The organism is Clostridium paraputrificum (assembly GCF_900447045.1).
In the GTDB taxonomy this organism is placed as follows: domain Bacteria; phylum Bacillota; class Clostridia; order Clostridiales; family Clostridiaceae; genus Clostridium; species Clostridium paraputrificum.
The window spans coordinates 35,913-62,209 of sequence record NZ_UAWH01000014.1 but is presented as its reverse complement, the minus strand read 5'-3'; the positions used below and the strand labels follow the sequence as shown (position 1 = coordinate 62,209).

Below are 26,297 nucleotides of genomic sequence, written 5' to 3'. Positions count from 1 at the left end.
CCACCTCCTTAGTTATTCTTGTTAAGAAGCTTAATTATTTCTTCTTTAGCTTGTTTTATTGTATAAATACCATCTGATACATCAAATCCCAATGATTTTAGCTTCAACATTAAATATGTTACCTGTGGCACTGCTAATCCAATACTCTCTAATTTCTCTACTTCTTTAAATACAGTATCAATAGGACCCTGTAACTCTACACTTCCATTATTCATCACTATAACTTTATCAGCAATATTGGCTACATCCTCCATGCTATGACTAACAAGTATTATAGTCATTCCATAGTTATCATGTAACTTTTTAATCTGAGTTAATATATCATCTCTTCCCTTTGGATCCAGACCAGCTGTAGGTTCATCAAGAATTAATGTTTTAGGATTCATTGCAATTACTCCAGCTATTGCTACCCTTCTTTTTTGTCCACCACTTAAATCAAATGGTGATTTATCTTTATACTCATTATAATCCAATCCTACCATTTCCATAGCTTTAACTACTCTTTGATGTATTTCTTCATCAGATAACCCAAGATTTTTGGGTCCAAATTCAATATCTTTTTCTATTGTTTCTTCAAATAACTGATATTCTGAATATTGAAATACTAAACCAACCTTTTTTCTGATATCTACTAACTTTACATTTTTCTCCGTTATATCTATATCATCAATATATATTTTCCCTTTTGTAGGAGATAACAATCCATTTAAATGTTGTATTAAAGTTGATTTTCCTGAACCTGTATGCCCAATCAAAGCTACAAAATCATTATCATTTATTGTTAAATTAATGTCCTTTAAAGCAACTTTCTCAAAGGGACTTCCAGGCATATAAATGTGTGTTAAACTTTCTATTTTAATTGACATATTGCATCCACCATCTCATCTATATTTAAAATTTCAGTACTTATATCTATACCTTCTTTTCTCAATTCATAAGCTAACTCAGTAACTTGCGGAACATCTAATCCTATTTTTTTCATAACATCAACTTTAGAAAATACTTCTCTAGGTGTTCCTTCCATCCTAATTTGGCCATCATCAACAACTATAATTCTATCAGCTTGTGCTGCTTCATCCATATAATGAGTTATTAACACTATAGTAATATTGTGCTGTTTATTTAACTCTTTAATGTTGTTTATAACTTCTTTTCTACCACTAGGGTCTAACATTGCAGTAGGCTCATCAAATACAATACAATCAGGTTGCATAGCTAAAACTCCTGCTATGGCAACTCTTTGCTTTTGCCCACCAGATAATAAATGTGGAGCATGTCTCTTATACTCACTCATCCCAACCTTAGCAAGACTATCATCAACGCGCTTTCTTATCTCCTTAGGATCTACCCCTAAATTTTCAGGACCAAAAGCTACATCTTCTTCAACTATTGTTGCTACAAGTTGATTGTCTGGGTTTTGAAAAACCATTCCTGCTTTGCTTCTAATATCCCATAAGTTTTGCTGATCTTTTGTATCCATCCCATCCACTAATACAGTACCCGATGAAGGTGTTAACAATGCATTAATATGTTTTGCAATAGTTGATTTTCCAGACCCATTATGTCCTAGCACTACTACAAATTCACCTTTAGATACTTTTAAATTAACCCCTTTAATTACCACCTTACCCTCTTGTTCTTCAGTTGATGTATATTTAAAGGTTACATTATCTATGTCTATCATAAAGTTATCCATATACTACCTCCTATTTGACATATATCTTTAGACTATATAGAACATTCTTTATACTCTAAAAATATATTTTTATATTACAAAATGGGGACTAAGTATCAACTTAATCCCCTTATTATTATACTAATTCAAGTATAACTATTTCAGCTCCGTCCCCTCTTCTAGGACCTTTCTTATACATTCTTGTATATCCACCGTTTCTTTCAGCGTATTGTGGAGCTATATTATCAAAAAGATTCTTTACAACAGCTTCTTCTTGTACAAAAGCTAGAACTTGTCTTCTTGAATGTAAATCACCCTTCTTCGCAAGAGTAATCATTTTTTCAGCAAGGCTTCTTGCTTCTTTAGCTCTAGTTTCAGTTGTTTCAATCTTACCGTATTTTAAGAAACTTGTTACAAGACTTCTTAGCATAGCTCTTCTTTGGTCAGTAGGACGACCTAACTTACGATAACCTGCCATGGATTTACCTCCTTACTCATCGTTTAGTCTTAAACCTAAGCCTAGTTCTTTTAATTTTCTTTCAACTTCTTCAAGAGATTTCTTTCCTAAATTTCTTACTTTCATCATATCATCCATTGACTTTGATGCAAGTTCTTGAACTGTATTAATTCCAGCTCTCTTTAAACAGTTATAAGATCTAACTGATAAATCTAGCTCTTCTACAGTCATCTCTAGTACTTTCTCTTTTTTATCTTCTTCTTTTTCTATCATGATTTCAACATCATTCGTATTGTCAGTTAATGACATGAATAACTTGAAATGTTCTATAAGAATTTTAGCTGATAAGCTTATAGCCTCATCAATCTTAATTGTACCATTAGTCCAGATTTCTAAAGTTAACTTATCATAGTCAGTAATTTGACCAACTCTAGTATTTTCAACTGTAAAGTTAACTCTCTTAACTGGTGTGTATATTGAGTCTACAGCAATAGCGGATATTGGTAAATCTTCACTCTTATTTTTATTTTGAGTAACATATCCTCTACCTTTGTTTACTGTTAGTTCCATATAAAGTCTTCCGTTTTCATCAAGCGTTGCAATATGTAAATCCTTATTAACAACCTCTACATCACCGTCAGTCTTTATATCAGCTCCTGTTACAACCCCAGGACCTTTTGCATCTATATAAATTGTCTTTTGACCTTCACCATTCATTCTCAAAGCTAAAGCTTTAATGTTAAGAATTAATTCTGTAACATCCTCTTTAACTCCAGTAACTGTTGAGAACTCATGAAGAACTCCATCAATTTTAACTGATGTTGTTGCAGCACCTGGTAAAGATGATAATAAAATTCTTCTAAGAGCATTACCTAAAGTAATTCCGTATCCTCTTTCAAGTGGTTCTACTACGTATTTACCGTAAGTACCATCTTCGTTTGATTCTACACACTCAATTATTGGCTTTTCAATCTCTAACATACACAAACCCTCCTTATATTTAAAATGGCAACCTTATTTTGAGGGCAACTGATTCTCATATTTGTAATCATACGAAATGTATGATTAACAAATATTAATATACTACTTGCTGTATAACTCGACGATAAGCGTTTCATTAACAGGAACGTCAATATCTTCTCTTGTTGGTTCAGCAACTACTTTGCCTTCGTAGTTTTCGATATTTGCTTCTAACCATTTTGGTAAAGTCTTTGGATTTTCAACGAAAGTCTTGAACTTTTCGCTTCCTCTACTCTTTTCACAAACAGTTATTACATCATTTACACAAACTTTGTATGATGGAATATCTACTTTCTTTCCATTTACTAAGAAATGTCCATGAGTTACTAGTTGTCTAGCTTCATTTCTTGATGCACCATATCCTAATCTATATGCTACGTTATCAAGTCTTAATTCTAATAACTTTAATAAGTTTTCACCAGTAATTCCTTTTATGTGTTCAGCCTTTTCATAGTAATTTCTGAATTGGCTTTCTAAAACTCCGTATATTCTCTTAGCTTTTTGCTTTTCTCTTAATTGAATTCCGTAGTTTGATAACTTCTTCTTGCTAGCTCCATGTTGTCCTGGCGCATAGCTTCTTCTTGCAAAAGCACATTTATCTGTATAACATCTATCCCCTTTAAGGAACAGTTTCATACCTTCTCTTCTACATAATCTACATGTAGCTCCAGTATATCTTGCCATTAATTACACCTCCTATGATGGTTAATACTAGACTCTTCTTCTTTTTGGTGGTCTACATCCATTATGAGGGATAGGAGTAACGTCTTTAATTAAAGTTACTTCTAATCCTGCTGCTTGTAGGGATCTTATAGCTGCTTCTCTACCTGCACCTGGTCCCTTTACATATACTTCGATGCTCTTTAATCCATGCTCCATCGCTGCCTTAGCTGCTGTTTCAGCTGCCATTTGCGCTGCGAAAGGAGTACTCTTTCTTGAACCTCTAAATCCTAGAGCTCCAGCACTTGACCATGATAAAGCATTTCCTGCTGCATCCGTTAAAGTAACTATTGAGTTATTGAAAGTTGACTTGATGTGTGCAGCACCATGCTCAACGTTTTTTCTTTCTTTTCTTCTTCTAGTCTTTTTAACTTTTTGAGCTGCCATTATCTTCCCTCCTTATTACTTCTTCTTATTAGCGATAGTCTTCTTAGGACCTTTTCTTGTTCTCGCATTAGTCTTAGTTTTTTGTCCTCTAACTGGAAGACCTTTTCTATGTCTAATTCCTCTGTAGCATCCGATTTCTTGTAATCTCTTAATGTTTAAAGCAACTTCTCTTCTTAAATCACCTTCAACATTCATTTCTTTTATAAATGTTCTAATTGCATTAACTTCATCTTCAGTTAAATCTTTAACTCTTGTATCCGGATTTATTCCAGTTTCAGCTAAAATCTTTTGAGATGTTGCTAAACCAATTCCGAATATATATGTTAGACCTATTTCAACTCTTTTTTCTCTTGGTAGGTCAATACCTGCTATTCTTGCCATTAAAATTTACACCTCCTGGTAATTAAAATGCCTTAAAAAATAGATTCTATAGTAATTTAATATATATAATAAAGTTTAGGTCATTAGTGATATTTTCACTAATGCAGCCGCTCCTAAAACCTAATTATTAGATTATTGACTATATAATCATATTTGACTTTACTAAAAAAGTCAATAAATTTTAAATGCCTAATTTGTATTTTTTGTCTAATATTATTTTATATTAGCCTTGTTTTTGCTTGTGCTTTGGATTTTCACAGATTACCATTACTCTTCCTTTTCTTCTTATGATCTTGCACTTTTCGCAAATAGGCTTAACTGATGGTCTTACTTTCATAGCTAACCCTCCTTGTATTAGTAACAGTAGATTTTATACTGCTTTATTTTGCTCTCCATGTAATTCTACCTCTACTTAAATCATATGGAGATAATTCTACTGTAACCTTATCTCCAGGCAGAATTCTTATGAAGTTCATTCTTAATTTGCCTGATATATGTGCTAGAATTGTGTGCCCACTTTCAAGTTCAACTTGGAACATAGCATTGGGTAATGATTCTAGAACAGTACCTTGCATTTCTATAACATCGTCTTTTGACATAAGGTAATCAACCCTCCTTAACAATGCCCTTTAATTTTAGAAGTCTCTTAATCTTTAAATCAGTACTTTTTTCATTTCTTAAAATCGATAATCTTACATCTTCATTTATATTACATATAATACTTAAATGCTTAAGATTCTTTTTCTTAGGATTATTTATAGTCTTAATATTACCATCGGCTACTAGTACGTATTCACTATTAATCTGATTAGTTATTATATATAAATGATTTTTATCTCTTCCAGCTTTTGATAGTACTACTTTTCCAATCAAGTCATTGTTTTGCAAATTCTTCACCTCGATGATTACCTTAGTATAAACCGTAACATTACGAATTTATAACTAAGCAACACTATTATTTTATTAGTGTTAATATTTCGGGCCCATCTGGTAAAATCGCAACAGTATTTTCATAATGTGCTGATAGTTTCCTATCTTTTGTAACAACAGTCCACCCATCAGATAGAGTTAGTACTTTGCAATCACCTACATTAACCATAGGTTCAATTGCTAATACCATTCCTTCTCTTAACTTTGGACCTCTACCCGGCATACCGAAATTGGGTACTTCAGGATCTTCGTGTAGATTTCTTCCGATTCCATGACCTACGAAATCTCTTACAACTGAGAAACCTGAATGTTCAACATACATTTGAATTGCATGTGAAATATCTGTTAGTCTGTTTCCTATATGAGCAAATTTAACTCCCTCAAAAAAACAATCTTTCGTAACTTCAATTAACTTTTGTGCTTCTTGTGAAACATTTCCTACTGAAAAAGTTCTTGCTGCATCTCCATGAAAACCTTCAAAAACAGCACCACAGTCTACACTTACAATATCGCCCTCAGTTAACTTATAGGCTCCTGGTATTCCATGAACTACTTGCTCATTGATTGATATACAAAGTGATGAAGGAAATCCATACAATCCCTTAAAAGAAGGTTTGGCTCCTTGTTTAATAATAAACTCCTCTGCTATCCTATCTAACTCCGCTGTAGTTATACCAGGTTTTATTTTTTCTTCTATTAATAATAATGTTTCTGCTACTATTCGGCCTGATTTCCTCATATAGTTAAGTTCATTATTATTCTTTATAATAATCACTAAACTGGCTCTCCTAATATAGTACAAATACTTTCAAACACTTCATTAATAGCTTTTGTACCATCTACTGTAGAAAGTAACTCTCTCTCTTTATAGAAATCAATTAGTGGTTGTGTTTGTCTCTCATATACATCAAGTCTTTCTTTTACTGTTTCTTCTGTATCATCTTTTCTTTGAACTACATCCGAACCACAAAGCTCACACTTGCCTTCAATCGGTGGATTAAATTTTATGTGATAACTTGCCCCACATGATGGACACACTCTTCTTCCTGTCATTCTTTCAAGTATAAAATCTCTAGGTACCTCTATACATAAAGCAGTATCTAAAGACTCTTTTCTCTTTTGTAAGAACTCTTGAAGAGCTTCTGCTTGGCTTACCGTTCTTGGGAAGCCATCTAATAAATATCCATTCTCACAATCATCATGTTGAAGTCTATCTTTTACCATATCTATTGTAACTTGATCAGGAACTAACTGACCATTATCAATATACTTTTTAGCTTCTATTCCAAGTGGAGTATTTTCCGAAATATTCTTTCTAAAAATATCTCCTGTTGAAATATGAGGAATTGAATATCTATTACTAATTGATTTTGCCTGTGTTCCTTTTCCTGCACCAGGAGGACCTAGTAATATAATCTTCACGGGCATCATCTCCATTTTATTTTCTATTTAAGAAATCCTTCATAATGACGCATCACCATTTGAGATTGTAACTGTCTTGAGAAGTCCATTGCTACTCCTATTACAATTAACACTGCTGTTGCACCAAATTGAATTCCTTTAAATGGTGTGTATTGTTCCACTAAAATAGGAGTTACTGCTAAAAATGCAGCAAACACACCACCTATAATTGATACTCTAGCTAATATTTTTTCAAAATATTCAGTTGTTTGCTCACCTGGTCTTATTCCAGGAACAAAACCTGCTGACTTATTTAGATTTTCAGCCATCTCATCTGGTTTTAAAGTAACTTCATTATAGAACCAAGTAAAGAATACTGTTAATAAAGCAAATATTACTGGATACATCCATGTCTTTTCATTAAAGATGCTGTAACTACTACCTATAATCCATTGTGAAACACTGCTGTTAGGGAAAAACTGAGCTATAGCTTTTGGGAATCCCATTACTGACATTGCAAATATAATTGCAATTACAGCTGCACTTATTATACTTAACGGAATATGTGTAGATTGTCCTTTCATAACTTTATTACCAACAGCTTTACCTGCATATTGTACTGGAATCTTTCTTTCAGCAAGACTAAAGAAAATAGATATTGCTAATAGAGCAATAACAGCTACTATAAATAAAGCTAATGCTACTTTATCTACTTCTAAACTTAAAACTTTACTAACTGTAAGTGGTAATCTAGAAATAATATTAACAAAAATTAATATTGATGTTCCATTACCAAATCCCTTAACTGTAATTTGATCTCCTAACCAAATACAGAATGTTGATCCAACAACAAGGGACATTATTACTATAACTAATTCTAAACTTGAACTAGATATCATTGCACCTTGTGAACCAAATGAAGCTACTGAACCAATAGCTAATATTATAGCAATTACAATAGCGACATAACGAGTAGCATTTTGTATTTTTTTTCTACCCTCTTGCCCCTCTTTAGATAGTTGCTCTAAAGATGGAATAGCTATTGTTAATAATTGCATTATAATTGATGCATTAATATATGGTGTTACACCTAATGCTAATATACTAAAGTTACTAAATGCTCCACCAGATATTAAATCATAGAAACCAAGTAACCCAGATTGAGTCATCTCTTGTATTCTTGATATAAATTCAGCATTGATTCCAGGAACAGGAATATGAGTTCCCATCCTGAAAATCGCTACTAAAAATATTGTCCAACAGAATTTTTTTCTCAATTCTGGAACCTTCCAGGCATTACGTAGGGTTGATAGCATATTAAATCACCTCAACTTTTCCTCCAGCTGCTTCGATCTTCTCTACTGCAGATTTTGAAAGTTTACATCCTTTTATAGTTAAGCTCTTTTCTAAGTTTCCGTTTCCAAGAATCTTAACTCCATCCATAACTTTACTTATTACTCTCTTCTCAAGTAATACTTCAGGAGTAACTTCAGTTCCGTTTTCAAATATATTTAATCTATCCACATTAATACTAACGATCTTCTTAGCAAATATATTTGTAAAACCTCTCTTTGGAAGTCTTCTGTAAAGAGGCATTTGACCTCCTTCAAAACCTGGTCTTACTCCACCGCCTGATCTAGCGTTTTGTCCTTTTTCACCTTTTCCGGCATTTCTACCTAAACCAGAACCAGTACCTCTACCAACTCTCTTAGGAGCCTTTTTGCTACCTGCTGCTGGCTTTAATTCATGAAGTTTCATTATCAGTACACCTCCTCTAAATTATACTTCTTCTACCTTTAGTAAATAGTCAATCTTCTTAATCATACCTTTTATTTGAGGAGTTTCCTCTTTTTCTACTGTTTTACCAATTTTCTTTAGTCCTAGGGCATTTGCAGTAGCGATATGGTCTTTCTTTCTACCTATTAAGCTCTTAACTAGAGTAACTCTTAACTTAGCCATCGCCAATTCCCTCCTAACCTAGAATCTCTTCAACAGATTTTCCTCTTAATTTAGCTATATCTTCAGCTGTTCTTAAGTTTGCTAATCCGTTGATAGTTGCATTTACCATGTTTCTTGGATTGTTTGAACCTAATGACTTAGCTCTAACATCCTTTAATCCTGCTAATTCAAGTACAGCTCTTGCAGGACCCCCAGCAATAACTCCTGTACCTTCTTTAGCTGGCATTATAAGAACTTTTCCTGTTCCGAAAGTTCCATATATTTCATGAGGAACAGTTGTTCCAACCATAGAAACTTTTACTAAGTTTTTCTTAGCATCTTCTATTCCCTTTTTGATTGCTACTGGAATTTCGATAGATTTTCCCATTCCAACTCCAACGTGTCCGTTTTCGTCACCAACAACAACTAGAGCGCTGAATCTGAAGTTTCTACCACCCTTAACAACCTTAGTAACTCTGTTTATATAAACAACCTTTTCTTTAAGGTCTAGTTGACTAGGATCGATTCTCATGTATTTCCCTCCTTATTTTTTAGAAATTTAATCCTGCTTCTCTAGCAGCTTCTGCTAATTGTTGTACTCTTCCGTGATATACATATCCACCTCTGTCGAACACAACATCTTTAATTCCTTTTTCTAATGCCTTCTTAGCTACTAGTTCTCCTACAAGTTTAGCACCTTCTTTGTTACCGCCCTTTGCAGAGAAGTCTTTTTCTAAGCTTGAAGCAGAAACTATAGTTACAGCATTTATATCATCAATTATTTGTGCATAAATATTTTTTTCACTTCTGTATACTGAAAGTCTTGGTCTTTCAGGAGTACCGAAAACTTTCTTACGAACTCTAAGGTGACGTTTTACTCTACTTGCTTTTTTGTCTACCTTCTTGAACATAAAGCTCACTCCTTTCTATTATTTCTTACCAGTTTTACCTTCTTTACGTCTGATTACTTCGCCTTCGAATTTAATTCCTTTACCCTTATATGGTTCTGGCTTTCTCCAACGTCTGATATCAGCCGCTTGTGCTCCAACAACTTGCTTATCTATACCTTTGATAACAACTTTTGTTGCAGCAGGAGTTTCGAAAGTAATTCCATTCATTGGTTCTATTTCAACTGGATGTGAGTATCCAAGGTTCATTACAAGTTTCTTTCCTTGTAGTTGAGCTCTATAACCAACACCTACTAATTCTAAAGTCTTTTGGTAACCTTCGTTAACTCCAATTACCATGTTATTAATAAGTGCTCTTGTTAATCCGTGAAGAGCTCTGTGCTCTTTTACATCACTAGGTCTAGTAACAACAACTTCGTTGTTTTCAACCACTATCTTAATGTCTTTGTGCATAGCATTTACTAGCTCACCTTTTGGTCCCTTAGCTGTAACAACATTATCTGCTGATACAGTTACAGTTACGCCAGCAGGAATAGCTATTGGTAATCTACCTACTCTTGACATAATTGCACCTCCTGTATTCTTCTCGTACAAACATATATTTAATCTATCTAGTTACTTCCTATATAAGATACTACCAAACGTAGCAAACTACTTCTCCGCCTAGTCCCATCTTTCTAGCTTCTCTATCAACCATTATTCCCTTAGAAGTTGATATAACAGCTATTCCTAATCCGTTTAACACCTTTGGAGTTTCATCTTTTTTACAGTAAACTCTTAATCCTGGCTTAGATATTCTCTTTATTCCAGTAATAACTCTTTCTTTGTTAGAACCGTATTTAAGAGATATTCTTAACATTGGTACAACACCATCATTGTACTCATCTATTTCTTTAATATATCCTTCTTGTAATAATATATTTGCTATTGCCTTCTTTACATTTGAAGAAGGTACTTCTACTACCTCATGTCTTACAGCATTTGCGTTTCTAATACGAGTTAGCAAATCTGCTATAGGATCTGTCATAACCATTTAATGTGCCTCCTTTCGCTCTATGAATCGATATTACCAGCTTGCTTTCTTGCATCCAGGGATTTGTCCCTTATAAGCAAGTTCTCTGAAACAAATACGGCATATACCGAACTTTTTAAGTACTGCATGTGGTCTACCACATATTCTACATCTTGTATAAGCTCTTGTTTTATATTTAGGTGTCTTATTCCACTTTTCAATAATAGCTTTACGTGCCACGACTTTCCCTCCTTATTATTGAGCGAATGGCATTCCAAGGAATCTTAATAATTCTCTTGCTTCTTCGTCAGTGTTAGCTGTAGTTACGAAGATTATATCCATTCCTCTCACTTTATCGATTTTATCGTACTCTATTTCTGGGAATATTAATTGCTCTTTAATTCCTAGTGAATAGTTTCCTCTTCCATCAAATGACTTGCTTGAAACACCTCTGAAGTCTCTAACTCTTGGTAGAGCGATTGCCATTAGCTTATCAGCAAATTCATACATCTTTGCTTTTCTTAATGTAACTTTACATCCTAATGGCATATTTTCTCTTATCTTAAAGTTAGCAACAGATTTCTTTGCTCTAGTTAATATTGGCTTTTGACCAGCTATTAATGTTAAATCATTAACTGCTGCTTCTAAAACCTTTTGATTTTCTTTAGCTTCTCCAACACCCATATTGATTACTATCTTTTCAAGTCTTGGAACTTCCATTATATTTTTATAACCAAACTTTTCAATCATAGCTGGTATAATTTCTTTTTCGTACTTTTCTTGAAGTCTTGTCATATTGATTTACCTCCTTTCAGATTCTAGAATGTTTCTCCGCACTTCTTGCAAACTCTTACCTTAGCTCCGTCTTCTAATAACTTATTGCTAATTCTAGTTGCACTCTTGCACTTTGTACAATATAACATAACCTTTGAGCTGTATATAGCAGCTTCCTTTTCTATAATAGCACTTTCGGCTTGATTTCTAGTAGCCTTTTGGTGCTTCTTAACTATGTTAACTCCTTTTACAAGAACTTTTCCTGTCTTAGGATATACTTTTAAAACTTCTCCAGTTTTTCCTTTGTCTTTTCCTGAAATAACTACAACTGTGTCGTTCTTTCTTACATGTACCTTCAAGTTAGCCACCTCCTCTATTATAGAACTTCAGGTGCTAATGATAAGATTTTATTAAATTCTTTATCTCTTAGCTCCCTAGCAACTGGTCCGAAGATACGAGTTCCTCTTGGTTGCTTATCATCTTTTATTATAACTGCAGCATTTTCATCAAACTTAATGTATGAACCATCTGCTCTTCTTAATCCTCTTACAGATCTAACTATAACAGCCTTTACTACGTCACCTTTTTTAACAACTCCGCCTGGTGTTGCACTTTTAACGCTAGCAACTATTACATCTCCAATGTTACCGAACTTTCTCTTAGATCCGCCTAAAACTCTGATACACATGATTTCTTTTGCACCTGAGTTATCTGCTACCTTTAGTAAGGTTTGTTGTTGTATCATTGAATTACCCTCCTTTCAGTCTTTAAAGCTTATTTTGCTTTTTCAACTATCTCAACAAGTCTCCATCTCTTATCTTTAGATAATGGTCTAGTCTCCATTATTAATACTCTATCATTTATTCTAGCTTCATTATTTTCATCATGAGCTTTAAACTTAGTAGTTCTGTTAACAGTCTTACCATATAACGGATGTCTTACCTTAGTTTCAACAGCAACTACGATAGTTTTATCCATTTTGTCAGAAACAACTCTACCAATTCTTTTCTTTCTTAGTGCTCTTTGTTCCATTTAAAGAATACCTCCTTCCGATTACTGTTGAACCTTTAGCTCTTCTTCTCTTAAGATGGTTTTTATTTGGGCTATAGATTTCTTAACTTCTCTTATTCTCATAGGATTTTCTAATTGTCCTGTAGCTAATTGGAATCTTAAGTTGAATAATTCAGCTTTTAAATCTCCTAATTTAGCTTGTAAATCTTGAGGATTATTTGCTCTTAATTCTTTTAATTCTCTAGCCTTCATTATTCTTCACCACCCATTTCCTCAAAATCTCTTCTTGTAACAAACTTTGTTTTTACAGGAAGTTTGTGTGATGCAAGTCTCATAGCTTCTCTTGCAACTTCTTCATTAACTCCTGATAACTCAAATAAAACTCTACCAGGCTTAACTACTGCTACCCAATATTCTGGTGAACCTTTACCTGAACCCATTCTTGTTTCAGCTGGTTTCTCAGTTACTGGCTTATCTGGGAAAATCTTTATCCAAAGTTTTCCTCCTCTTCTGATGTATCTATTTATAGCAATTCTGGCTGCCTCGATTTGATTACTTGTAATCCAACCACAACTAGTAGCTTGAATACCGAAATCTCCATAAGCAAGGAAATTTCCTCTTGTAGCTTTACCTTTCATTCTACCACGTTGTACCTTACGATGCTTTACTCTTTTAGGCATTAACATGATCTATTCCTCCTTTCTTACGCGTCAACTTCTTCCTTTTCAACTTTTTTAGTTGGAAGAACTTCTCCATTATAAACCCAAACCTTAACTCCGATCTTACCGTATGTTGTATCTGCTTCAGCAAATCCATAATCAATGTCTGCTCTTAAAGTTTGTAGTGGAATTGTTCCTTCGTGATATTGTTCTGTTCTAGCTATTTCTGCTCCTCCTAATCTTCCTGAACAAGCAGTCTTAACACCCTTTACTCCGTGTTTCATAGCTCTTTGAATTGTTTGCTTCATAGCTCTTCTGAATGAGATTCTCTTTTCTAATTGAGCAGCAATATTTTCTGCCATTAATTGAGCATCTGCTTCAGCATTCTTAACTTCAACAATGTTTATTAAAACATTCTTTCCGCCAATTAACTTATTTATCTTTTGCTTTAAGGCTTCGATTCCAGCTCCACCTTTTCCAATAACAACACCTGGCTTTGCAGTGTGTATGTTTAACTTAATTCTCTTAGCAGCTCTTTCTATTTCGATCTTTGAAATACCTGCTGAGAATAATTCTTTTTTTACATATTCTCTGATCTTGTTATCTTCAACTAAGTTATCAGCAAAGTCTTTTTTATTAGCATACCACTTTGCATCCCACTCTTTGATAACACCTACTCTAAGTCCGTGAGGATGTACTTTTTGACCCACTTATATTTCCCTCCTTCTTCTAAGCTCTTTCTTTAACAACTACAGTTATGTGGCTTGTTTTCTTAAGAATCTTAAACGCTTTACCATGGTCCATTGGTCTAAATCTCTTTAGTGTTGGACCTTGACCAACGTGTATTTCTGAAACATATAATTTGTCAGTATCTAATGCAAAATTATTTTCTGCATTTGCAACAGCTGATTTTAAAACTTTGTTAATAACTACTGCTGCTTCTCTTGGAGTGTATTGTAAAATAGCAAAAGCTTCTTTAACATCTTTTCCTCTTATTAAATCTGTAACTGCTCCTACCTTAATTGGAGACATTCTTACATACTTAGCTATAGCCTTAGCTTCCATATCTTGTTCCTCCTTTCCTGGCGCCTATACTATCTTTTAGACTTCTTATCTGTGTCCACGTGCCCTTTGAAAGTTCTAGTTAAAGCGAACTCTCCAAGCTTATGTCCAACCATATCTTCTGATACATATACAGGAACATGCTTTCTTCCATCGTGAACAGCTATTGTATGACCTATCATTTGTGGGAAAATTGTTGAACTTCTTGACCAAGTCTTTATAACCTTTTTCTCACCATTTGCATTCATTTCTTCAATCTTTTTAATTAATCCTTCATGGACAAAAGGTCCTTTTTTTGTTGATCTACTCACTTATATTGCCTCCCTTCACTAACCTTAGGCTGATAAGCCATGAAGAGAATAGGTTCTCTTCATATTACTTATCGTTTCTTCTCTTAATGATAAATCTATCAGAATACTTCTTATTCTTTCTAGTCTTGTATCCAAGTGCTGGTTTACCCCATGGAGTAACTGGACTTGGTCTACCGATTGGTGATCTACCTTCACCACCACCATGAGGGTGATCGCAAGGGTTCATTACAGAACCTCTAACAGTAGGTCTCCATCCCATGTGTCTCTTTCTACCTGCTTTACCTATATTAACTATATCATTAGTTGAGTTAGATACAGTTCCTACAGTAGCTCTACATTCGATTCTTACATATCTCATTTCACCTGAAGGTAATCTTAATGTAGCGTAGTCTCCTTCTTTAGCCATTAATTGAGCTGAAGCTCCTGCAGATCTAACTAATTGAGCTCCTTTTCCAGCTTGTAACTCTATGTTGTGAACAACTGTACCAACTGGTATATTCTTTAACGGAAGAGCATTACCTGCTTTGATATCTGCTTCTGGTCCTGATACAACTACATCTCCTACAGCTAAACCAGCTGGAGCTATTATGTATCTCTTTTCACCATCTGCATATACTACTAAAGCAATGTATGCTGATCTATTTGGATCGTATTCTATTGTAGCAACCTTTGCTGGAACACCATCCTTATTTCTCTTAAAATCAATTACTCTATACTTTCTCTTAGCACCGCCACCACGATGTCTAACAGTTATTTTACCTTGTGCATTTCTACCACCATTTTTCTTTAAAGAAACAAGAAGTGATTTTTCAGGTACATTTGTTGTAATTTCTTCAAATGTTGCCATTGTCATTTCTCTTCTTGAAGGGGTAGTTGGTTTAAACTTTTTAACTGCCATTTTGTTGCCTCCTTCTTACAGCTTATCTGGTGTTTTACACCAATAAATCACCTTTATTTAACTATTGTAATCCTTCAAAGAATTCTATTCCCTTGCTATCTGCTGCAAGTGTTACAATAGCTTTCTTGTAGTCAGATCTCTTTCCTACATGTACGCCCATTCTCTTAGTTTTTCCCATAGTTCTTATAGTTTGAACGCTAGCAACTTTAACTCCAAACACTTCTTCAACAGCTCTCTTTATTTGAGACTTGTTTGAATTAATGTGAACTATGAAAGTGTACTTATTTTCTGCCATAGCTGTCATAGTCTTTTCAGTTATAACAGGCTTTCTTATTATATCATGGCTTGTTAACTTCATTATGCGTACACCTCCTCAATCTTTGATACAGCATCTTTAGTCATGATCACTTTTTCAAACTTTAGTAAATCATAAACATTGATGTTGTTTACAGGAATTACTGAAACTCCTTCAATATTTCTAGCTGACTTATAAACCACTTCGTTTGATTCAGCTGTTACTATTAATGTCTTATTAGCATTGAAAGCTTTTAGCATTTCTGCCATAGACTTAGTCTTGATTGCTTCAAATTCAAGATTTTCTAAAACGATCATCTCTTCATTTTGAACCTTACAAGTTAATGCAGACTTCATAGCTACTCTTCTCATGCTCTTTGGTACTGACATTCTGTAATCTCTTGGCTTTGGTGCAAAAACAACACCACCCTTAATCCATTGTGGAGCTCTTATAGAACCTTGTCTTGCTCTACCTGTTCCCTTTTGTCTCCAAGGCTTGATTCCGCCTCCTCTTACTTCAGCTCTTGTCTTAGCTGATTGAGTTCCTTGTCTCTTGTTTGCAAGTAATGCAACAACTACTTGGTGCATTGCATCCTTATTAACTTCAACTGCGAAAACATTATCGTTTAATTGAATTTCTCCAATTTGCTTTGCTTCTTTATTAAATAATCCTACTGTAGGCATCCTGTGCGTCCTCCTTTCTTACAGAAATTAAGCCTTAACTGTATTTCTAATAACTACTGTACCTTTATTAGGTCCTGGGATTCCACCCTTTATTAGTATTAAATTCTTTTCAGCTATAACTTTAACTACTTCTAAGTTTAATACTGTTGTATTAACAGCACCCATGTGACCTGGCATATGTTTATTCTTAAATGTTCTTGATGGATCTGATGATGCTCCCATTGAACCTACTGCTCTATGGAACTTAGAACCATGTGACATTGGTCCTCTTTGAGCATTCCATCTCTTAATTACACCTTGGAATCCCTTACCTTTAGAAATTCCTGATACATCAACCTTATCTCCTACCGCAAAAACGTCAGCCTTTATTTCTTGACCAACTTCATATTCGCTAGCATTTTCAAGTTTGAATTCTTTAAGTGTTCTTCTTAATGAAACTCCTGCTTTAGCAAAATGTCCCTTAGCTGGCTTGTTAACTAATTTTTCTCTTATTTCACCAAAACCAACTTGGATAGCTTCATACCCATCTTTTTCTGTTGTCTTCTTTTGAACAACAACACATGGACCTGCTTCTACTACTGTTACAGGAATCATCTTTCCATTTTCATTGAAAATTTGAGTCATTCCTATTTTCTTACCTATAATAGCTTTTTTCATTTTACTTACACCTCCCAAACTAATTAGCGGATTGTAACACAATCATAATAGTTCAATCTCTATTTAAAAGTTTTGCTATTAAAGCTTTATTTCGATATCTACACCTGCTGGTAGATTTAATCTCATTAATGCATCAACAGTCTTTGGTGATGGATTAACGATATCTATAAGTCTCTTGTGAGTTCTTATTTCGAACTGCTCTCTAGAGTCCTTGTATTTGTGAACTGCTCTTAATATTGTAACAACATCTTTTTCTGTTGGTAGTGGTACTGGACCAGCAACCTTAGCTCCTGTTGATTTAGCAGTTTCAACGATTTTTTCAGCTGATTGATCTAATATTGTGTGATCAAAAGCCTTTAATCTTATTCTTATTTTTTGTTTTGACATCTTGGTTTCCCTCCTTTTCATGTACGCTTTACTTCTAACGCACAACAGCGGTTATCTGTAAACTGTTCCTGGTGTTTCACACTTTTAAACAAATCTAACAGATTCCCTGTCGTCGGATTCTAGATCCAGACATACTCATCAAGAATTACCCGGAAGTCCGGCAACCTCTTGATTCATCGCTGTTTGCTCTGCAACTTCTTTATTATACTATTTTTCATTAATGTTTTCAAGTTTTTTAATTACATTATTTTTAATTTTTATTTGTATAATATTAACTGTTTTTTCATCTCAACTGTACTTTATTTTATATTCTTTTTTATTCACTTTCAAGCACTTTATTATGTATTTAATGCTTAATACTTATATATTATCCAAAGTTTAGTAATGTTATAATAAATAACTTCTCTTTATATAATAATTTTTCTATAAAGAAAGAGTAGAAGACGTCTCCCCTACTCTTTATAACCAAGTTTAAATTTAAACATTATATGATTCTAAAATTATTCTATTATGCTAGTAACAACACCTGAACCTACAGTTCTTCCACCTTCTCTGATCGCGAATCTTAAACCTTCGTCCATTGCTACTTGAGTTATTAATTCAACGTTCATATCGATGTGATCTCCAGGCATAACCATTTCCATACCTTCTGGTAATTTGATTGATCCTGTAACGTCTGTTGTTCTGAAGTAGAATTGTGGTCTGTATCCATCAAAGAATGGAGTATGTCTTCCACCTTCTTCTTTCTTAAGTACGTATACTTGACCTACGAACTTGCTGTGTGGGTGTACTGATCCAGTCTTAGCTAATACTTGACCTCTTTCGATATCAGTTCTTTGAACACCTCTTAATAATGCTCCAATGTTATCTCCAGCTTGCGCTTCGTCTAGTAACTTTCTGAACATTTCGATTCCTGTTACTACAGTCTTCATCTTTTCTTCTTTTAATCCTACTACTTCAACTTCGTCTCCAACATGTAGGATACCTCTTTCAACTCTTCCTGTTGCAACTGTTCCTCTACCAGTGATTGTAAATACATCTTCTACTGGCATTAAGAATGGCTTATCTGTTGCTCTTTCTGGAGTTGGAATGTAGCTATCTACTGCTTCCATTAATTCCATGATGCACTTAGTAGCTTCTTCATCTGTTGGGTTTTCTAATGCTTTTAATGCTGAACCAGTTATTACTGGAATGTCATCTCCTGGGAAGTTGTATTCGCTTAATAATTCTCTAACTTCCATTTCTACTAATTCAAGTAATTCTGGATCGTCTACCATATCTGCTTTGTTTAAGAATACTACGATATAGTCAACACCAACTCTTGATGCTAGTAGTATATGTTCTCTTGTTTGAGGCATTGGACCATCTGCTGCTGAACATACTAAGATAGCTCCATCCATTTGTGCAGCTCCTGTAATCATGTTCTTAACGTAGTCAGCGTGTCCTGGACAGTCAACGTGTGCATAGTGTCTGTTATCTGTTTGATATTCAACGTGTGCAGTGTTGATTGTGATTCCTCTTTCTTTTTCTTCTGGTGCCTTATCGATTTCTGCGTAATCGAATGCTTCAGCGAATCCTCTGTTTGCTAAAACTGTTGTGATTGCTGCTGTAAGTGTTGTCTTACCGTGGTCTACGTGACCGATTGTTCCAATATTTACGTGGGGTTTATTTCTCTCGAATTTTTCCTTTGCCATTGCAAATTCCTCCTTAAAATATATCAATAAATTTAAAGACTTTTTTCAGTCATTATTATAACCTATAAATATCACAATATCTATATTTATATTGTAGTTTACTTATAAATACTTATATTAATAAGTGTTTGGTGTTACCTTTATGTAACACCAAACAAACTATTTACTTCTATTTCCAGCGATTTGTTCTTGTATGCTCTTTGGAACTTCTTCGTAGTGATCGAATACCATTGCGTAAACACCTCTACCTTGAGTTCTTGATCTTAATGATGTTGCATAACCAAACATTTCAGCTAATGGAATAAATGCTCTAATTACTTGAGCTCCATTTACTGAATCCATACCTTCTAGTCTACCTCTTCTTGAGTTAACGTCACCTATAACGTCTCCCATGTATTCTTCAGGTACAGTTATTTCAACCTTCATCATTGGTTCTAATAATACTGGATCTGCTTTAGCCATAGCATTCTTAAATGCCATAGAACCAGCAATCTTAAACGCCATTTCTGAAGAATCGACTTCATGGTAAGATCCGTGTACTAACTTAACCTTAAAGTTAATAACATTGTATCCAGCTATGTTACCAGTTAAAGCTGCTTCTTGAATACCTGCATCGATTGCTGGAATGTATTCCTTTGGAATAGCTCCACCAACAACAGCATTTTCAAATGAATATTCTCCTTCAGTTGGTTCCATTTCAATTACAGCGTGACCGTATTGTCCTTTACCACCTGATTGCTTAGCATACTTAGCTTCAGCCTTAACAGCCTTCTTAATTGTTTCTTTATATGAAACTTGAGGTGCACCTACATTACACTCAACTTTGAATTCTCTTTGAAGTCTATCAACAATAATATCTAAGTGAAGTTCACCCATACCTGCGATAATTGTTTGACCAGTTTCTTGATCAGTCCAAGTCTTGAAAGTTGGATCTTCTTCTGCAAGCTTAGCTAATGCTAACCCCATCTTTTCTTGACCAGCTTTAGTCTTTGGTTCAATCGCAATGTTTATAACTGGTTCTGGGAATTCCATTGATTCAAGAATTATTGGATTATTTTCTGCACATAGAGTATCTCCAGTTGTAGTATTCTTTAATCCTATAATTGCTCCTAATTCACCAGCTTCTAGTGATTCAACTTCTTCTCTATGATTAGCATGCATTTTAACAAGTCTACCAATTCTTTCTTTCTTACCCTTAGTTGAGTTAAGAACGTAAGAACCACTTTCTATTATACCAGAGTAAATTCTAGCAAAAGCAAGCTTTCCTACGAATGGGTCAGTAGCAATCTTGAATGCTAATGCTGATAAAGGCGCTTCATCTGAAGCTTCTCTTGTAGCTGCTTCACCTTCTAAATTAGTACCTTCTACAGCAGGAATGTCTAGTGGAGATGGTAAGTATGCAACAACTCCATTAATCATTTCTTGAACACCTTTGTTTTTGTATGAAGAACCACAAATACAAGGATAAATTTCATTAGCTATTGTAGCTTTTCTTAAAGCAGCATGTAATTCATCTGCTGTTATTTCTTCACCCTCAAGGTATTTCATCATTAATTCTTCATCAGTTTCAGCTATTGCTTCTATCATAGCATTTCTGTATTCTTCAGCTTGATCTACTAAATCTGCTGGAATTTCTTCAGTTCTAACATCTTTTCCAAGATCGTCATAGAATAATATAGCCTTATTTGATATAAGATCTACCATTCCTTTAAATTGGTCTTCTGATCCTATTGGAATTTGTATTGGAACAGCGTTAGCCTTTAATCTATCTCTTACTGTTTGAACACATCTGAAGAAATCTGCTCCAGTCGCATCCATCTTATTTACATAAATCATTCTTGGTACGCCGTACTTATCTGCCTGTCTCCAAACAGTTTCAGTTTGAGGTTCAACCCCACTCTTAGCATCTAGAACAGTAACTGCTCCATCAAGTACTCTTAATGATCTTTCAACTTCTACTGTGAAGTCTACGTGACCTGGAGTATCAATGATATTTAATTCATGACCTTCCCAGAAACAAGTTGTTGCTGCAGAAGTAATTGTTATACCTCTTTCTTGTTCTTGAACCATCCAGTCCATTTGAGAAGCCCCTTCATGAGTTTCACCAATTTTGTGTGTTCTTCCTGTATAGAATAATATACGTTCTGTAGTTGTAGTCTTACCTGCATCTATATGGGCCATTATTCCGAAATTACGGAATTTTTCTAACGGATATTGTCTTGCCATTTAATTTCCTCCTCTCAACGAGTAATTATAAATTCTAGAAAACTGTTTTGGTAAAAGAACCAAAACAGTTTTTATATTAGTATCTGTAGTGAGCGAAAGCCTTATTAGCTTCTGCCATCTTGTGAGTATCTTCTCTCTTCTTAACAGCAGCACCAGTATTATTAGCTGCATCTAATAATTCTCCAGCTAATCTTTCTGCCATAAGCTTTTCTCCTCTTTTTCTAGCAGCAGCTAGTATCCATCTGATACCTAAAGTCTGTCTTCTTTCTGCTCTAACTTCTATTGGAACTTGGTAAGTAGCTCCACCTATTCTTCTTGCTTTTACTTCTAGTAAAGGCATTACATTGTTCATAGCTTCTTCAAATACTTCTAATGCATCTTTACCAGTCTTTTGAGCCATAACTTCAAATGCATTGTAACATATTTTTTGAGCTACTCCCTTTTTACCATCTTCCATTATGTTGTTTATTAACTTAGTAACAACCTTTGAGTTGTACATTGGATCTGGTAATACATCTCTCTTTGCTATATGTCCTTTTCTTGGCACTTTTCTTCCCTCCTTAACATGATAATTTAAGTTCATCGGTACTCGGTACTATTTCGATACCGTAAAGTGCTAACTCCTTCATCTATATAAACTTAAGTTATAAATCTATGTAAATGCTGAAGATAAGCACTACAATTGGTTAAGAGACTATTTCTTCTTAGGTCTCTTAGCTCCATACTTTGATCTTCCTTGCATTCTGTTAGCTACACCAGCACAGTCTAATGCTCCTCTTACGATATGGTATCTAACACCAGGAAGGTCCTTTACTCTACCACCTCTTATAAGAACAACGCTATGTTCTTGTAAGTTGTGTCCTACACCACCAATGTATGCAGTAACTTCATATCCATTTGTAAGTCTTACTCTGGCAATCTTTCTTAACGCTGAGTTAGGCTTCTTTGGAGTAGTAGTCTTAACAACAGTACAAACACCTCTCTTTTGAGGACACTCCTTAAGTGCTGGAGCAGTTGAAGTTGTAACAGCTACTTTTCTTCCTTTTCTTACTAATTGGCTTATAGTTGGCATTCTTTCACCTCCTGAATTTTATTTATCTATTTAAATATAAAAAGATAAAACAAGTTAATTAAATTCATAAAGGCAAAGTAATAATTACTTTGCCTCCATGAAACATGTAGACAATCAAATCTATGTGAATCTAAAAATCACACATCTCGTATTTTATCATTTAAGCATACGCATGTCAATAAATTTGAATTGTATTATTCTACCTTTAATAAGCTGTCATCCATAGTTAAATCTTCTTCAACATCAAGCTTTACTGATCTGTATCTCATCATACCAGTTCCAGCTGGAATCAGCTTACCTATTATTACATTTTCCTTCAATCCAACAAGAGGATCAGTTTTACCCTTTATTGCAGCTTCTGTAAGTACTCTTGTTGTTTCTTGGAATGATGCTGCTGATAAGAAACTGTCAGTTGCAAGAGCAGCTTTAGTAATTCCTAATAGCGCTTGTTCTCCTGTAGCTTCTTCTCCACCAAACTCTCTTACCTTTTCATTTGCTTCTTCGAAGTCAAATATATCAATCATTGTTCCAGGTAATAGTTCAGTATCACCAGAATCTGTAACTTTAATCTTTCTAGTCATTTGTCTAACAACTACTTCTAAGTGCTTATCATTAATATCAACCCCTTGAAGTCTATAAACTTTTTGAACTTCACTAAGCAGATATCTTCTAGCACCATCTATACCCTTGATATTCATGATATCATGTGGGTTAACAGAACCTTCTGTAACTTCATCTCCAGCTTCTATAACATCATTATCGTTAACTTTTAGTCTTGATCCAAATGGAATATCATAGCTCTTTTCTTCGCCATCAGCTCCCATTACATATACAGTTCTCTTTTTCTTAGTTTCCTCTATTCTTACAGTACCACTAATTTCACTTACAATTGCAAGACCCTTAGGTTTTCTAGCTTCAAATAATTCTTCAACTCTAGGAAGACCTTGTGTTATATCCGCACCGGCAACACCACCTGTATGGAATGTTCTCATTGTAAGCTGAGTTCCTGGTTCACCGATAGATTGAGCAGCTATTATACCAACTGCTTCACCTATGTTTATCTTCTTAGCAGTAGCCATATTCATTCCATAACACTTAGCACATACACCTATTTTACACTTACATGTAAATACAGATCTAATTTTAACCTTTTTAACTCCTGTGGCTACTATTGTTTCTGCCATTTCTGAATCAACATAAGTATCGTTATTAGCAATAACTTCTCCTGTAGAAGGGTTTATTACATCTTCTGCAAGATATCTACCTGTTAATCTTTCAGCTAAGCCTTCAACAACTTCATTACCTTCTCTAATTTCAGATACAACCATACCATCTGTAGCGCCACAGTCTTCTTCTCTTACAATTACGTCTTGAGAAACATCAACTAATCTTCTAGTTAAGTATCCTGAATCGGCAGTCTTTAAGGCGGTATCGGCATTACCTTTTCTAGCTCCGTGAGTAGATAAGAAGTATTCAAGTACATCTAGACCTTCTCTAAAGGATGCTCTAATTGGTAATTCTATAATCTTACCAGATGGACTTGCCATAAGTCCTCTCATACCAGCTAATTGCTTAATTTGTGACTTAGAACCTCTGGCACCAGAGTCAGCCATCATAAATATTGGGTTAAATTTATCAAGGCTTTCCATTAGAGTATCAGCAACTTCTTCAGTTGTCTTAGTCCATTTTTCTATAACTCTTTCATATCTTTCATCATCAGATATGAAACCTCTTTTATACATTTTTTCAATCTTTTCTATTGTTTCATCCGCATCTCTTAATAAATCATACTTTTCTTTAGGTACAATCATATCTGATGCAGCAACAGTTATAGCTCCGATTGACGAATAGTGATATCCTAAGGCTTTTATTTTATCCAACATTATCGAAGTTTCAGTTGGACCATGCTTTAAGTAACACTTATCTATTATCTTACCTAAAGATTTCTTAGTGACTAAGAAGTCTACTTCTAAGTTAAACTCTTCATCTTTATTATTTCTATCAACAAATCCAAGATCTTGTGGAATTGATTCATTGAATATTAATTTACCAACAGTAGTTTTAATTATTCCTGTTTTTTCAACTCCATCTACAGTCTTAAATAACTTTACATGTATTTTATCATGTACTCCTATTTCTTTTAACTCATAAGCCATTATAGCTTCTTCTTTTGAGTAGAAATATTTATCTTCCTTTTCTTGTTCCTTATCTATTGTTAAATAATAAGAGCCAAGAACCATATCTTGAGTAGGAACACAAACTGGTTTACCATCAGATGGCTTTAATATGTTACCAGCCGCAAGCATTAAAAATCTTGCTTCTGCTTGTGCTTCTACAGATAAAGGTACGTGAACAGCCATTTGGTCACCATCAAAGTCAGCATTATATGCTGTACAAACTAATGGATGTAACTTTATAGCTCTACCTTCAACTAATACTGGTTGGAATGCTTGAATACCTAATCTGTGAAGTGTAGGAGCACGGTTTAATAATACCGGATGGTCTGCAATAACTTCTTCTAATACATCCCATACTTGTGGCATTACTCTCTCTACCATTCTCTTAGCACTCTTTATGTTATGAGCTATTCCATCTTCAACTAATTTTTTCATTACAAATGGCTTGAATAATTCAAGAGCCATTTCTTTAGGAAGACCACATTGGTACATTTTTAATTCTGGACCAACAACGATAACAGATCTACCTGAGTAGTCAACTCTCTTACCAAGTAAGTTTTGTCTAAATCTACCTTGCTTACCTTTAAGCATATCTGATAAAGACTTTAATGGTCTATTACCAGGACCTGTTACAGCTCTTCCTCTTCTTCCATTATCTACAAGAGCATCTACTGCTTCTTGAAGCATTCTTTTTTCATTTCTAACAATGATATCAGGAGCTCCTAAATCTAATAACTTCTTAAGTCTGTTATTTCTATTTATAACTCTTCTGTAAAGATCATTTAAATCAGATGTTGCAAATCTTCCACCATCTAATTGTACCATTGGTCTTAAATCTGGTGGAATAACAGGAATTACATCTATAATCATCCACTTTGGATCATTACCAGACTTTTTGAAGGATTCAATAACTTCAAGTCTTCTAATTATTCTTACCTTTTTTTGACCTGTACTTTGCTTTAACTCTTCTTTTAACTCTATAGATTGTGCTTCTAAATCTATTTCTCCTAGAAGTTGTTTAACAGCTTCTGCACCCATACCTGCAACAAAGCTTTCTTCACCATATTTATCTGCAGCTTCTCTATATTCTTTTTCATTAAGAAGTTGCTTCTTTAAAAGTGGTGTTTCCTTAGGATCAATTACTACGTATGAAGCAAAGTATAGTATTTTTTCTAAAGCTCTTGGTGACATATCAAGTATTAATCCCATTCTTGATGGAATTCCTTTGAAGTACCATATATGAGATACTGGGGCAGCCAGTTCTATATGCCCCATTCTCTCTCTTCTAACTTTAGCCTTTGTGACTTCAACTCCACATCTATCACAAACTATACCTTTATATCTTACTCTTTTATATTTACCACAGTGACATTCCCAGTCCTTCATTGGTCCAAATATTCTTTCACAGAATAGACCATCTCTTTCAGGCTTTAATGTTCTATAGTTTATTGTTTCTGGTTTCTTAACTTCTCCTCTTGACCATTTTCTTACTTGCTCAGGAGATGCTAATCCTATTTGTATTGCATCAAAATTATTTAACTCAAACAAGGGTATATCCTCCC

Annotated in this window: 39 protein-coding genes; all 39 read right to left on the bottom strand. The window is 34.3% G+C overall.

Going from position 1 to position 26,297, the window contains the following annotated elements; genetic code table 11:
- Positions 1 to 8: 8 nt before the first annotated feature.
- Positions 9 to 866 carry an energy-coupling factor transporter ATPase gene (locus tag DR024_RS05375; protein WP_027098816.1) on the bottom strand — a complete coding sequence of 286 codons (858 nt, stop codon included), beginning with the start codon at positions 864 to 866 and terminating at the stop codon, positions 9 to 11.
- On the bottom strand, positions 851 to 1,696 hold the full coding sequence (locus tag DR024_RS05370; protein WP_111918290.1) for an energy-coupling factor transporter ATPase: 846 nt from the start codon (positions 1,694 to 1,696) through the stop codon (positions 851 to 853). The genes DR024_RS05375 and DR024_RS05370 overlap by 16 nt, the downstream gene beginning before the upstream one ends.
- A gap of 115 nt (positions 1,697 to 1,811) precedes the next feature.
- The gene (gene rplQ / locus DR024_RS05365) at positions 1,812 to 2,153 is read right to left on the bottom strand and encodes a 50S ribosomal protein L17 (RefSeq protein ID WP_027098814.1); all 342 of its coding nucleotides are present in this window, start codon (positions 2,151 to 2,153) and stop codon (positions 1,812 to 1,814) included.
- 12 nt (positions 2,154 to 2,165) lie between these two features.
- Positions 2,166 to 3,113 carry a DNA-directed RNA polymerase subunit alpha gene (locus DR024_RS05360; protein WP_027098813.1) on the bottom strand — a complete coding sequence of 316 codons (948 nt, stop codon included), beginning with the start codon at positions 3,111 to 3,113 and terminating at the stop codon, positions 2,166 to 2,168.
- A gap of 102 nt (positions 3,114 to 3,215) precedes the next feature.
- Positions 3,216 to 3,836: a 30S ribosomal protein S4 gene (gene rpsD, locus DR024_RS05355; protein ID WP_027098812.1), complete on the bottom strand. Its 621-nt coding sequence runs from the start codon at positions 3,834 to 3,836 to the stop codon at positions 3,216 to 3,218.
- Between the two features lie 27 nt (positions 3,837 to 3,863).
- Entirely contained in the window at positions 3,864 to 4,259 is a 396-nt protein-coding gene (gene rpsK, locus DR024_RS05350) for a 30S ribosomal protein S11 (protein WP_021876963.1), read from the bottom strand.
- A 15-nt stretch (positions 4,260 to 4,274) separates the two neighbouring features.
- Entirely contained in the window at positions 4,275 to 4,640 is a 366-nt protein-coding gene (gene rpsM, locus DR024_RS05345) for a 30S ribosomal protein S13 (RefSeq protein WP_027098811.1), read from the bottom strand.
- A gap of 223 nt (positions 4,641 to 4,863) precedes the next feature.
- A complete protein-coding gene (rpmJ, locus tag DR024_RS05340) occupies positions 4,864 to 4,977 on the bottom strand; it encodes a 50S ribosomal protein L36 (protein WP_003448032.1) in 114 nt (37 codons plus the stop codon).
- A gap of 43 nt (positions 4,978 to 5,020) precedes the next feature.
- Positions 5,021 to 5,239, bottom strand: coding sequence for a translation initiation factor IF-1 (gene infA, locus DR024_RS05335; RefSeq protein WP_027098810.1), 219 nt, complete (start codon positions 5,237 to 5,239; stop codon positions 5,021 to 5,023).
- 7 nt (positions 5,240 to 5,246) lie between these two features.
- Positions 5,247 to 5,528 carry a KOW domain-containing RNA-binding protein gene (locus DR024_RS05330; protein ID WP_027098809.1) on the bottom strand — a complete coding sequence of 94 codons (282 nt, stop codon included), beginning with the start codon at positions 5,526 to 5,528 and terminating at the stop codon, positions 5,247 to 5,249.
- A 67-nt stretch (positions 5,529 to 5,595) separates the two neighbouring features.
- Positions 5,596 to 6,345, bottom strand: coding sequence for a type I methionyl aminopeptidase (map, locus tag DR024_RS05325; RefSeq protein WP_055185087.1), 750 nt, complete (start codon positions 6,343 to 6,345; stop codon positions 5,596 to 5,598).
- Positions 6,345 to 6,992, bottom strand: a complete 648-nt coding sequence (locus DR024_RS05320) for an adenylate kinase (protein ID WP_027098807.1) — start codon at positions 6,990 to 6,992, stop codon at positions 6,345 to 6,347. Before DR024_RS05320 ends, map begins: the two co-directional genes overlap by 1 nt.
- A 23-nt stretch (positions 6,993 to 7,015) precedes the next feature.
- Positions 7,016 to 8,287 (bottom strand): preprotein translocase subunit SecY, encoded by a 1,272-nt coding sequence (gene secY / locus DR024_RS05315; protein ID WP_027098806.1) that lies wholly within the window; start codon positions 8,285 to 8,287, stop codon positions 7,016 to 7,018.
- Position 8,288: 1 nt separating this feature from the next.
- A complete protein-coding gene (gene rplO, locus DR024_RS05310; protein ID WP_027098805.1) occupies positions 8,289 to 8,729 on the bottom strand; it encodes a 50S ribosomal protein L15 in 441 nt (146 codons plus the stop codon).
- A gap of 21 nt (positions 8,730 to 8,750) precedes the next feature.
- Positions 8,751 to 8,930 carry a 50S ribosomal protein L30 gene (rpmD, locus tag DR024_RS05305; protein WP_027098804.1) on the bottom strand — a complete coding sequence of 60 codons (180 nt, stop codon included), beginning with the start codon at positions 8,928 to 8,930 and terminating at the stop codon, positions 8,751 to 8,753.
- Positions 8,931 to 8,943: 13 nt separating this feature from the next.
- The gene (rpsE, locus tag DR024_RS05300; RefSeq protein ID WP_027098803.1) at positions 8,944 to 9,441 is read right to left on the bottom strand and encodes a 30S ribosomal protein S5; all 498 of its coding nucleotides are present in this window, start codon (positions 9,439 to 9,441) and stop codon (positions 8,944 to 8,946) included.
- Between the two features lie 19 nt (positions 9,442 to 9,460).
- Positions 9,461 to 9,820 carry a 50S ribosomal protein L18 gene (gene rplR / locus DR024_RS05295; RefSeq protein WP_027098802.1) on the bottom strand — a complete coding sequence of 120 codons (360 nt, stop codon included), beginning with the start codon at positions 9,818 to 9,820 and terminating at the stop codon, positions 9,461 to 9,463.
- An 18-nt stretch (positions 9,821 to 9,838) separates the two neighbouring features.
- Entirely contained in the window at positions 9,839 to 10,381 is a 543-nt protein-coding gene (gene rplF, locus DR024_RS05290; protein WP_027098801.1) for a 50S ribosomal protein L6, read from the bottom strand.
- A 70-nt stretch (positions 10,382 to 10,451) separates the two neighbouring features.
- On the bottom strand, positions 10,452 to 10,850 hold the full coding sequence (gene rpsH, locus DR024_RS05285) for a 30S ribosomal protein S8 (protein ID WP_027098800.1): 399 nt from the start codon (positions 10,848 to 10,850) through the stop codon (positions 10,452 to 10,454).
- Between the two features lie 33 nt (positions 10,851 to 10,883).
- On the bottom strand, positions 10,884 to 11,069 hold the full coding sequence (locus tag DR024_RS05280) for a type Z 30S ribosomal protein S14 (protein WP_027098799.1): 186 nt from the start codon (positions 11,067 to 11,069) through the stop codon (positions 10,884 to 10,886).
- Positions 11,070 to 11,084: 15 nt separating this feature from the next.
- Positions 11,085 to 11,624, bottom strand: coding sequence for a 50S ribosomal protein L5 (gene rplE, locus DR024_RS05275; RefSeq protein ID WP_027098798.1), 540 nt, complete (start codon positions 11,622 to 11,624; stop codon positions 11,085 to 11,087).
- Positions 11,625 to 11,647: 23 nt separating this feature from the next.
- Positions 11,648 to 11,962 (bottom strand): 50S ribosomal protein L24, encoded by a 315-nt coding sequence (gene rplX / locus DR024_RS05270; RefSeq protein WP_027098797.1) that lies wholly within the window; start codon positions 11,960 to 11,962, stop codon positions 11,648 to 11,650.
- A 17-nt stretch (positions 11,963 to 11,979) separates the two neighbouring features.
- Positions 11,980 to 12,348, bottom strand: coding sequence for a 50S ribosomal protein L14 (gene rplN / locus DR024_RS05265; RefSeq protein WP_027098796.1), 369 nt, complete (start codon positions 12,346 to 12,348; stop codon positions 11,980 to 11,982).
- 29 nt (positions 12,349 to 12,377) lie between these two features.
- The gene (gene rpsQ, locus DR024_RS05260; RefSeq protein ID WP_027098795.1) at positions 12,378 to 12,635 is read right to left on the bottom strand and encodes a 30S ribosomal protein S17; all 258 of its coding nucleotides are present in this window, start codon (positions 12,633 to 12,635) and stop codon (positions 12,378 to 12,380) included.
- A gap of 21 nt (positions 12,636 to 12,656) precedes the next feature.
- Positions 12,657 to 12,866 (bottom strand): 50S ribosomal protein L29, encoded by a 210-nt coding sequence (rpmC, locus tag DR024_RS05255; protein ID WP_027098794.1) that lies wholly within the window; start codon positions 12,864 to 12,866, stop codon positions 12,657 to 12,659.
- A complete protein-coding gene (rplP, locus tag DR024_RS05250) occupies positions 12,866 to 13,300 on the bottom strand; it encodes a 50S ribosomal protein L16 (RefSeq protein ID WP_027098793.1) in 435 nt (144 codons plus the stop codon). Before rplP ends, rpmC begins: the two co-directional genes overlap by 1 nt.
- 17 nt (positions 13,301 to 13,317) lie before the next feature.
- Positions 13,318 to 13,983, bottom strand: a complete 666-nt coding sequence (gene rpsC, locus DR024_RS05245; RefSeq protein ID WP_027098792.1) for a 30S ribosomal protein S3 — start codon at positions 13,981 to 13,983, stop codon at positions 13,318 to 13,320.
- Positions 13,984 to 14,002: 19 nt separating this feature from the next.
- The gene (gene rplV, locus DR024_RS05240) at positions 14,003 to 14,338 is read right to left on the bottom strand and encodes a 50S ribosomal protein L22 (protein ID WP_049179288.1); all 336 of its coding nucleotides are present in this window, start codon (positions 14,336 to 14,338) and stop codon (positions 14,003 to 14,005) included.
- Between the two features lie 29 nt (positions 14,339 to 14,367).
- Positions 14,368 to 14,646, bottom strand: coding sequence for a 30S ribosomal protein S19 (rpsS, locus tag DR024_RS05235; RefSeq protein ID WP_027098790.1), 279 nt, complete (start codon positions 14,644 to 14,646; stop codon positions 14,368 to 14,370).
- Between the two features lie 64 nt (positions 14,647 to 14,710).
- Positions 14,711 to 15,544, bottom strand: coding sequence for a 50S ribosomal protein L2 (gene rplB / locus DR024_RS05230; RefSeq protein WP_027098789.1), 834 nt, complete (start codon positions 15,542 to 15,544; stop codon positions 14,711 to 14,713).
- Positions 15,545 to 15,605: 61 nt separating this feature from the next.
- Positions 15,606 to 15,902: a 50S ribosomal protein L23 gene (gene rplW / locus DR024_RS05225; protein ID WP_027098788.1), complete on the bottom strand. Its 297-nt coding sequence runs from the start codon at positions 15,900 to 15,902 to the stop codon at positions 15,606 to 15,608.
- On the bottom strand, positions 15,902 to 16,522 hold the full coding sequence (rplD, locus tag DR024_RS05220) for a 50S ribosomal protein L4 (protein ID WP_099328279.1): 621 nt from the start codon (positions 16,520 to 16,522) through the stop codon (positions 15,902 to 15,904). The genes rplW and rplD overlap by 1 nt, the downstream gene beginning before the upstream one ends.
- A 27-nt stretch (positions 16,523 to 16,549) precedes the next feature.
- Positions 16,550 to 17,179, bottom strand: coding sequence for a 50S ribosomal protein L3 (rplC, locus tag DR024_RS05215; protein WP_027098786.1), 630 nt, complete (start codon positions 17,177 to 17,179; stop codon positions 16,550 to 16,552).
- A 78-nt stretch (positions 17,180 to 17,257) separates the two neighbouring features.
- Positions 17,258 to 17,566, bottom strand: coding sequence for a 30S ribosomal protein S10 (gene rpsJ / locus DR024_RS05210; RefSeq protein WP_021876938.1), 309 nt, complete (start codon positions 17,564 to 17,566; stop codon positions 17,258 to 17,260).
- Between the two features lie 500 nt (positions 17,567 to 18,066).
- The gene (tuf, locus tag DR024_RS05205; RefSeq protein WP_027099121.1) at positions 18,067 to 19,260 is read right to left on the bottom strand and encodes an elongation factor Tu; all 1,194 of its coding nucleotides are present in this window, start codon (positions 19,258 to 19,260) and stop codon (positions 18,067 to 18,069) included.
- Positions 19,261 to 19,419: 159 nt separating this feature from the next.
- Positions 19,420 to 21,486, bottom strand: a complete 2,067-nt coding sequence (gene fusA, locus DR024_RS05200) for an elongation factor G (protein ID WP_027099182.1) — start codon at positions 21,484 to 21,486, stop codon at positions 19,420 to 19,422.
- A gap of 76 nt (positions 21,487 to 21,562) precedes the next feature.
- Entirely contained in the window at positions 21,563 to 22,033 is a 471-nt protein-coding gene (rpsG, locus tag DR024_RS05195) for a 30S ribosomal protein S7 (RefSeq protein ID WP_027099181.1), read from the bottom strand.
- A gap of 147 nt (positions 22,034 to 22,180) precedes the next feature.
- The gene (gene rpsL, locus DR024_RS05190) at positions 22,181 to 22,558 is read right to left on the bottom strand and encodes a 30S ribosomal protein S12 (protein WP_027099180.1); all 378 of its coding nucleotides are present in this window, start codon (positions 22,556 to 22,558) and stop codon (positions 22,181 to 22,183) included.
- Between the two features lie 194 nt (positions 22,559 to 22,752).
- Entirely contained in the window at positions 22,753 to 26,283 is a 3,531-nt protein-coding gene (rpoC, locus tag DR024_RS05185) for a DNA-directed RNA polymerase subunit beta' (protein WP_027099179.1), read from the bottom strand.
- Positions 26,284 to 26,297: the final 14 nt, after the last annotated feature.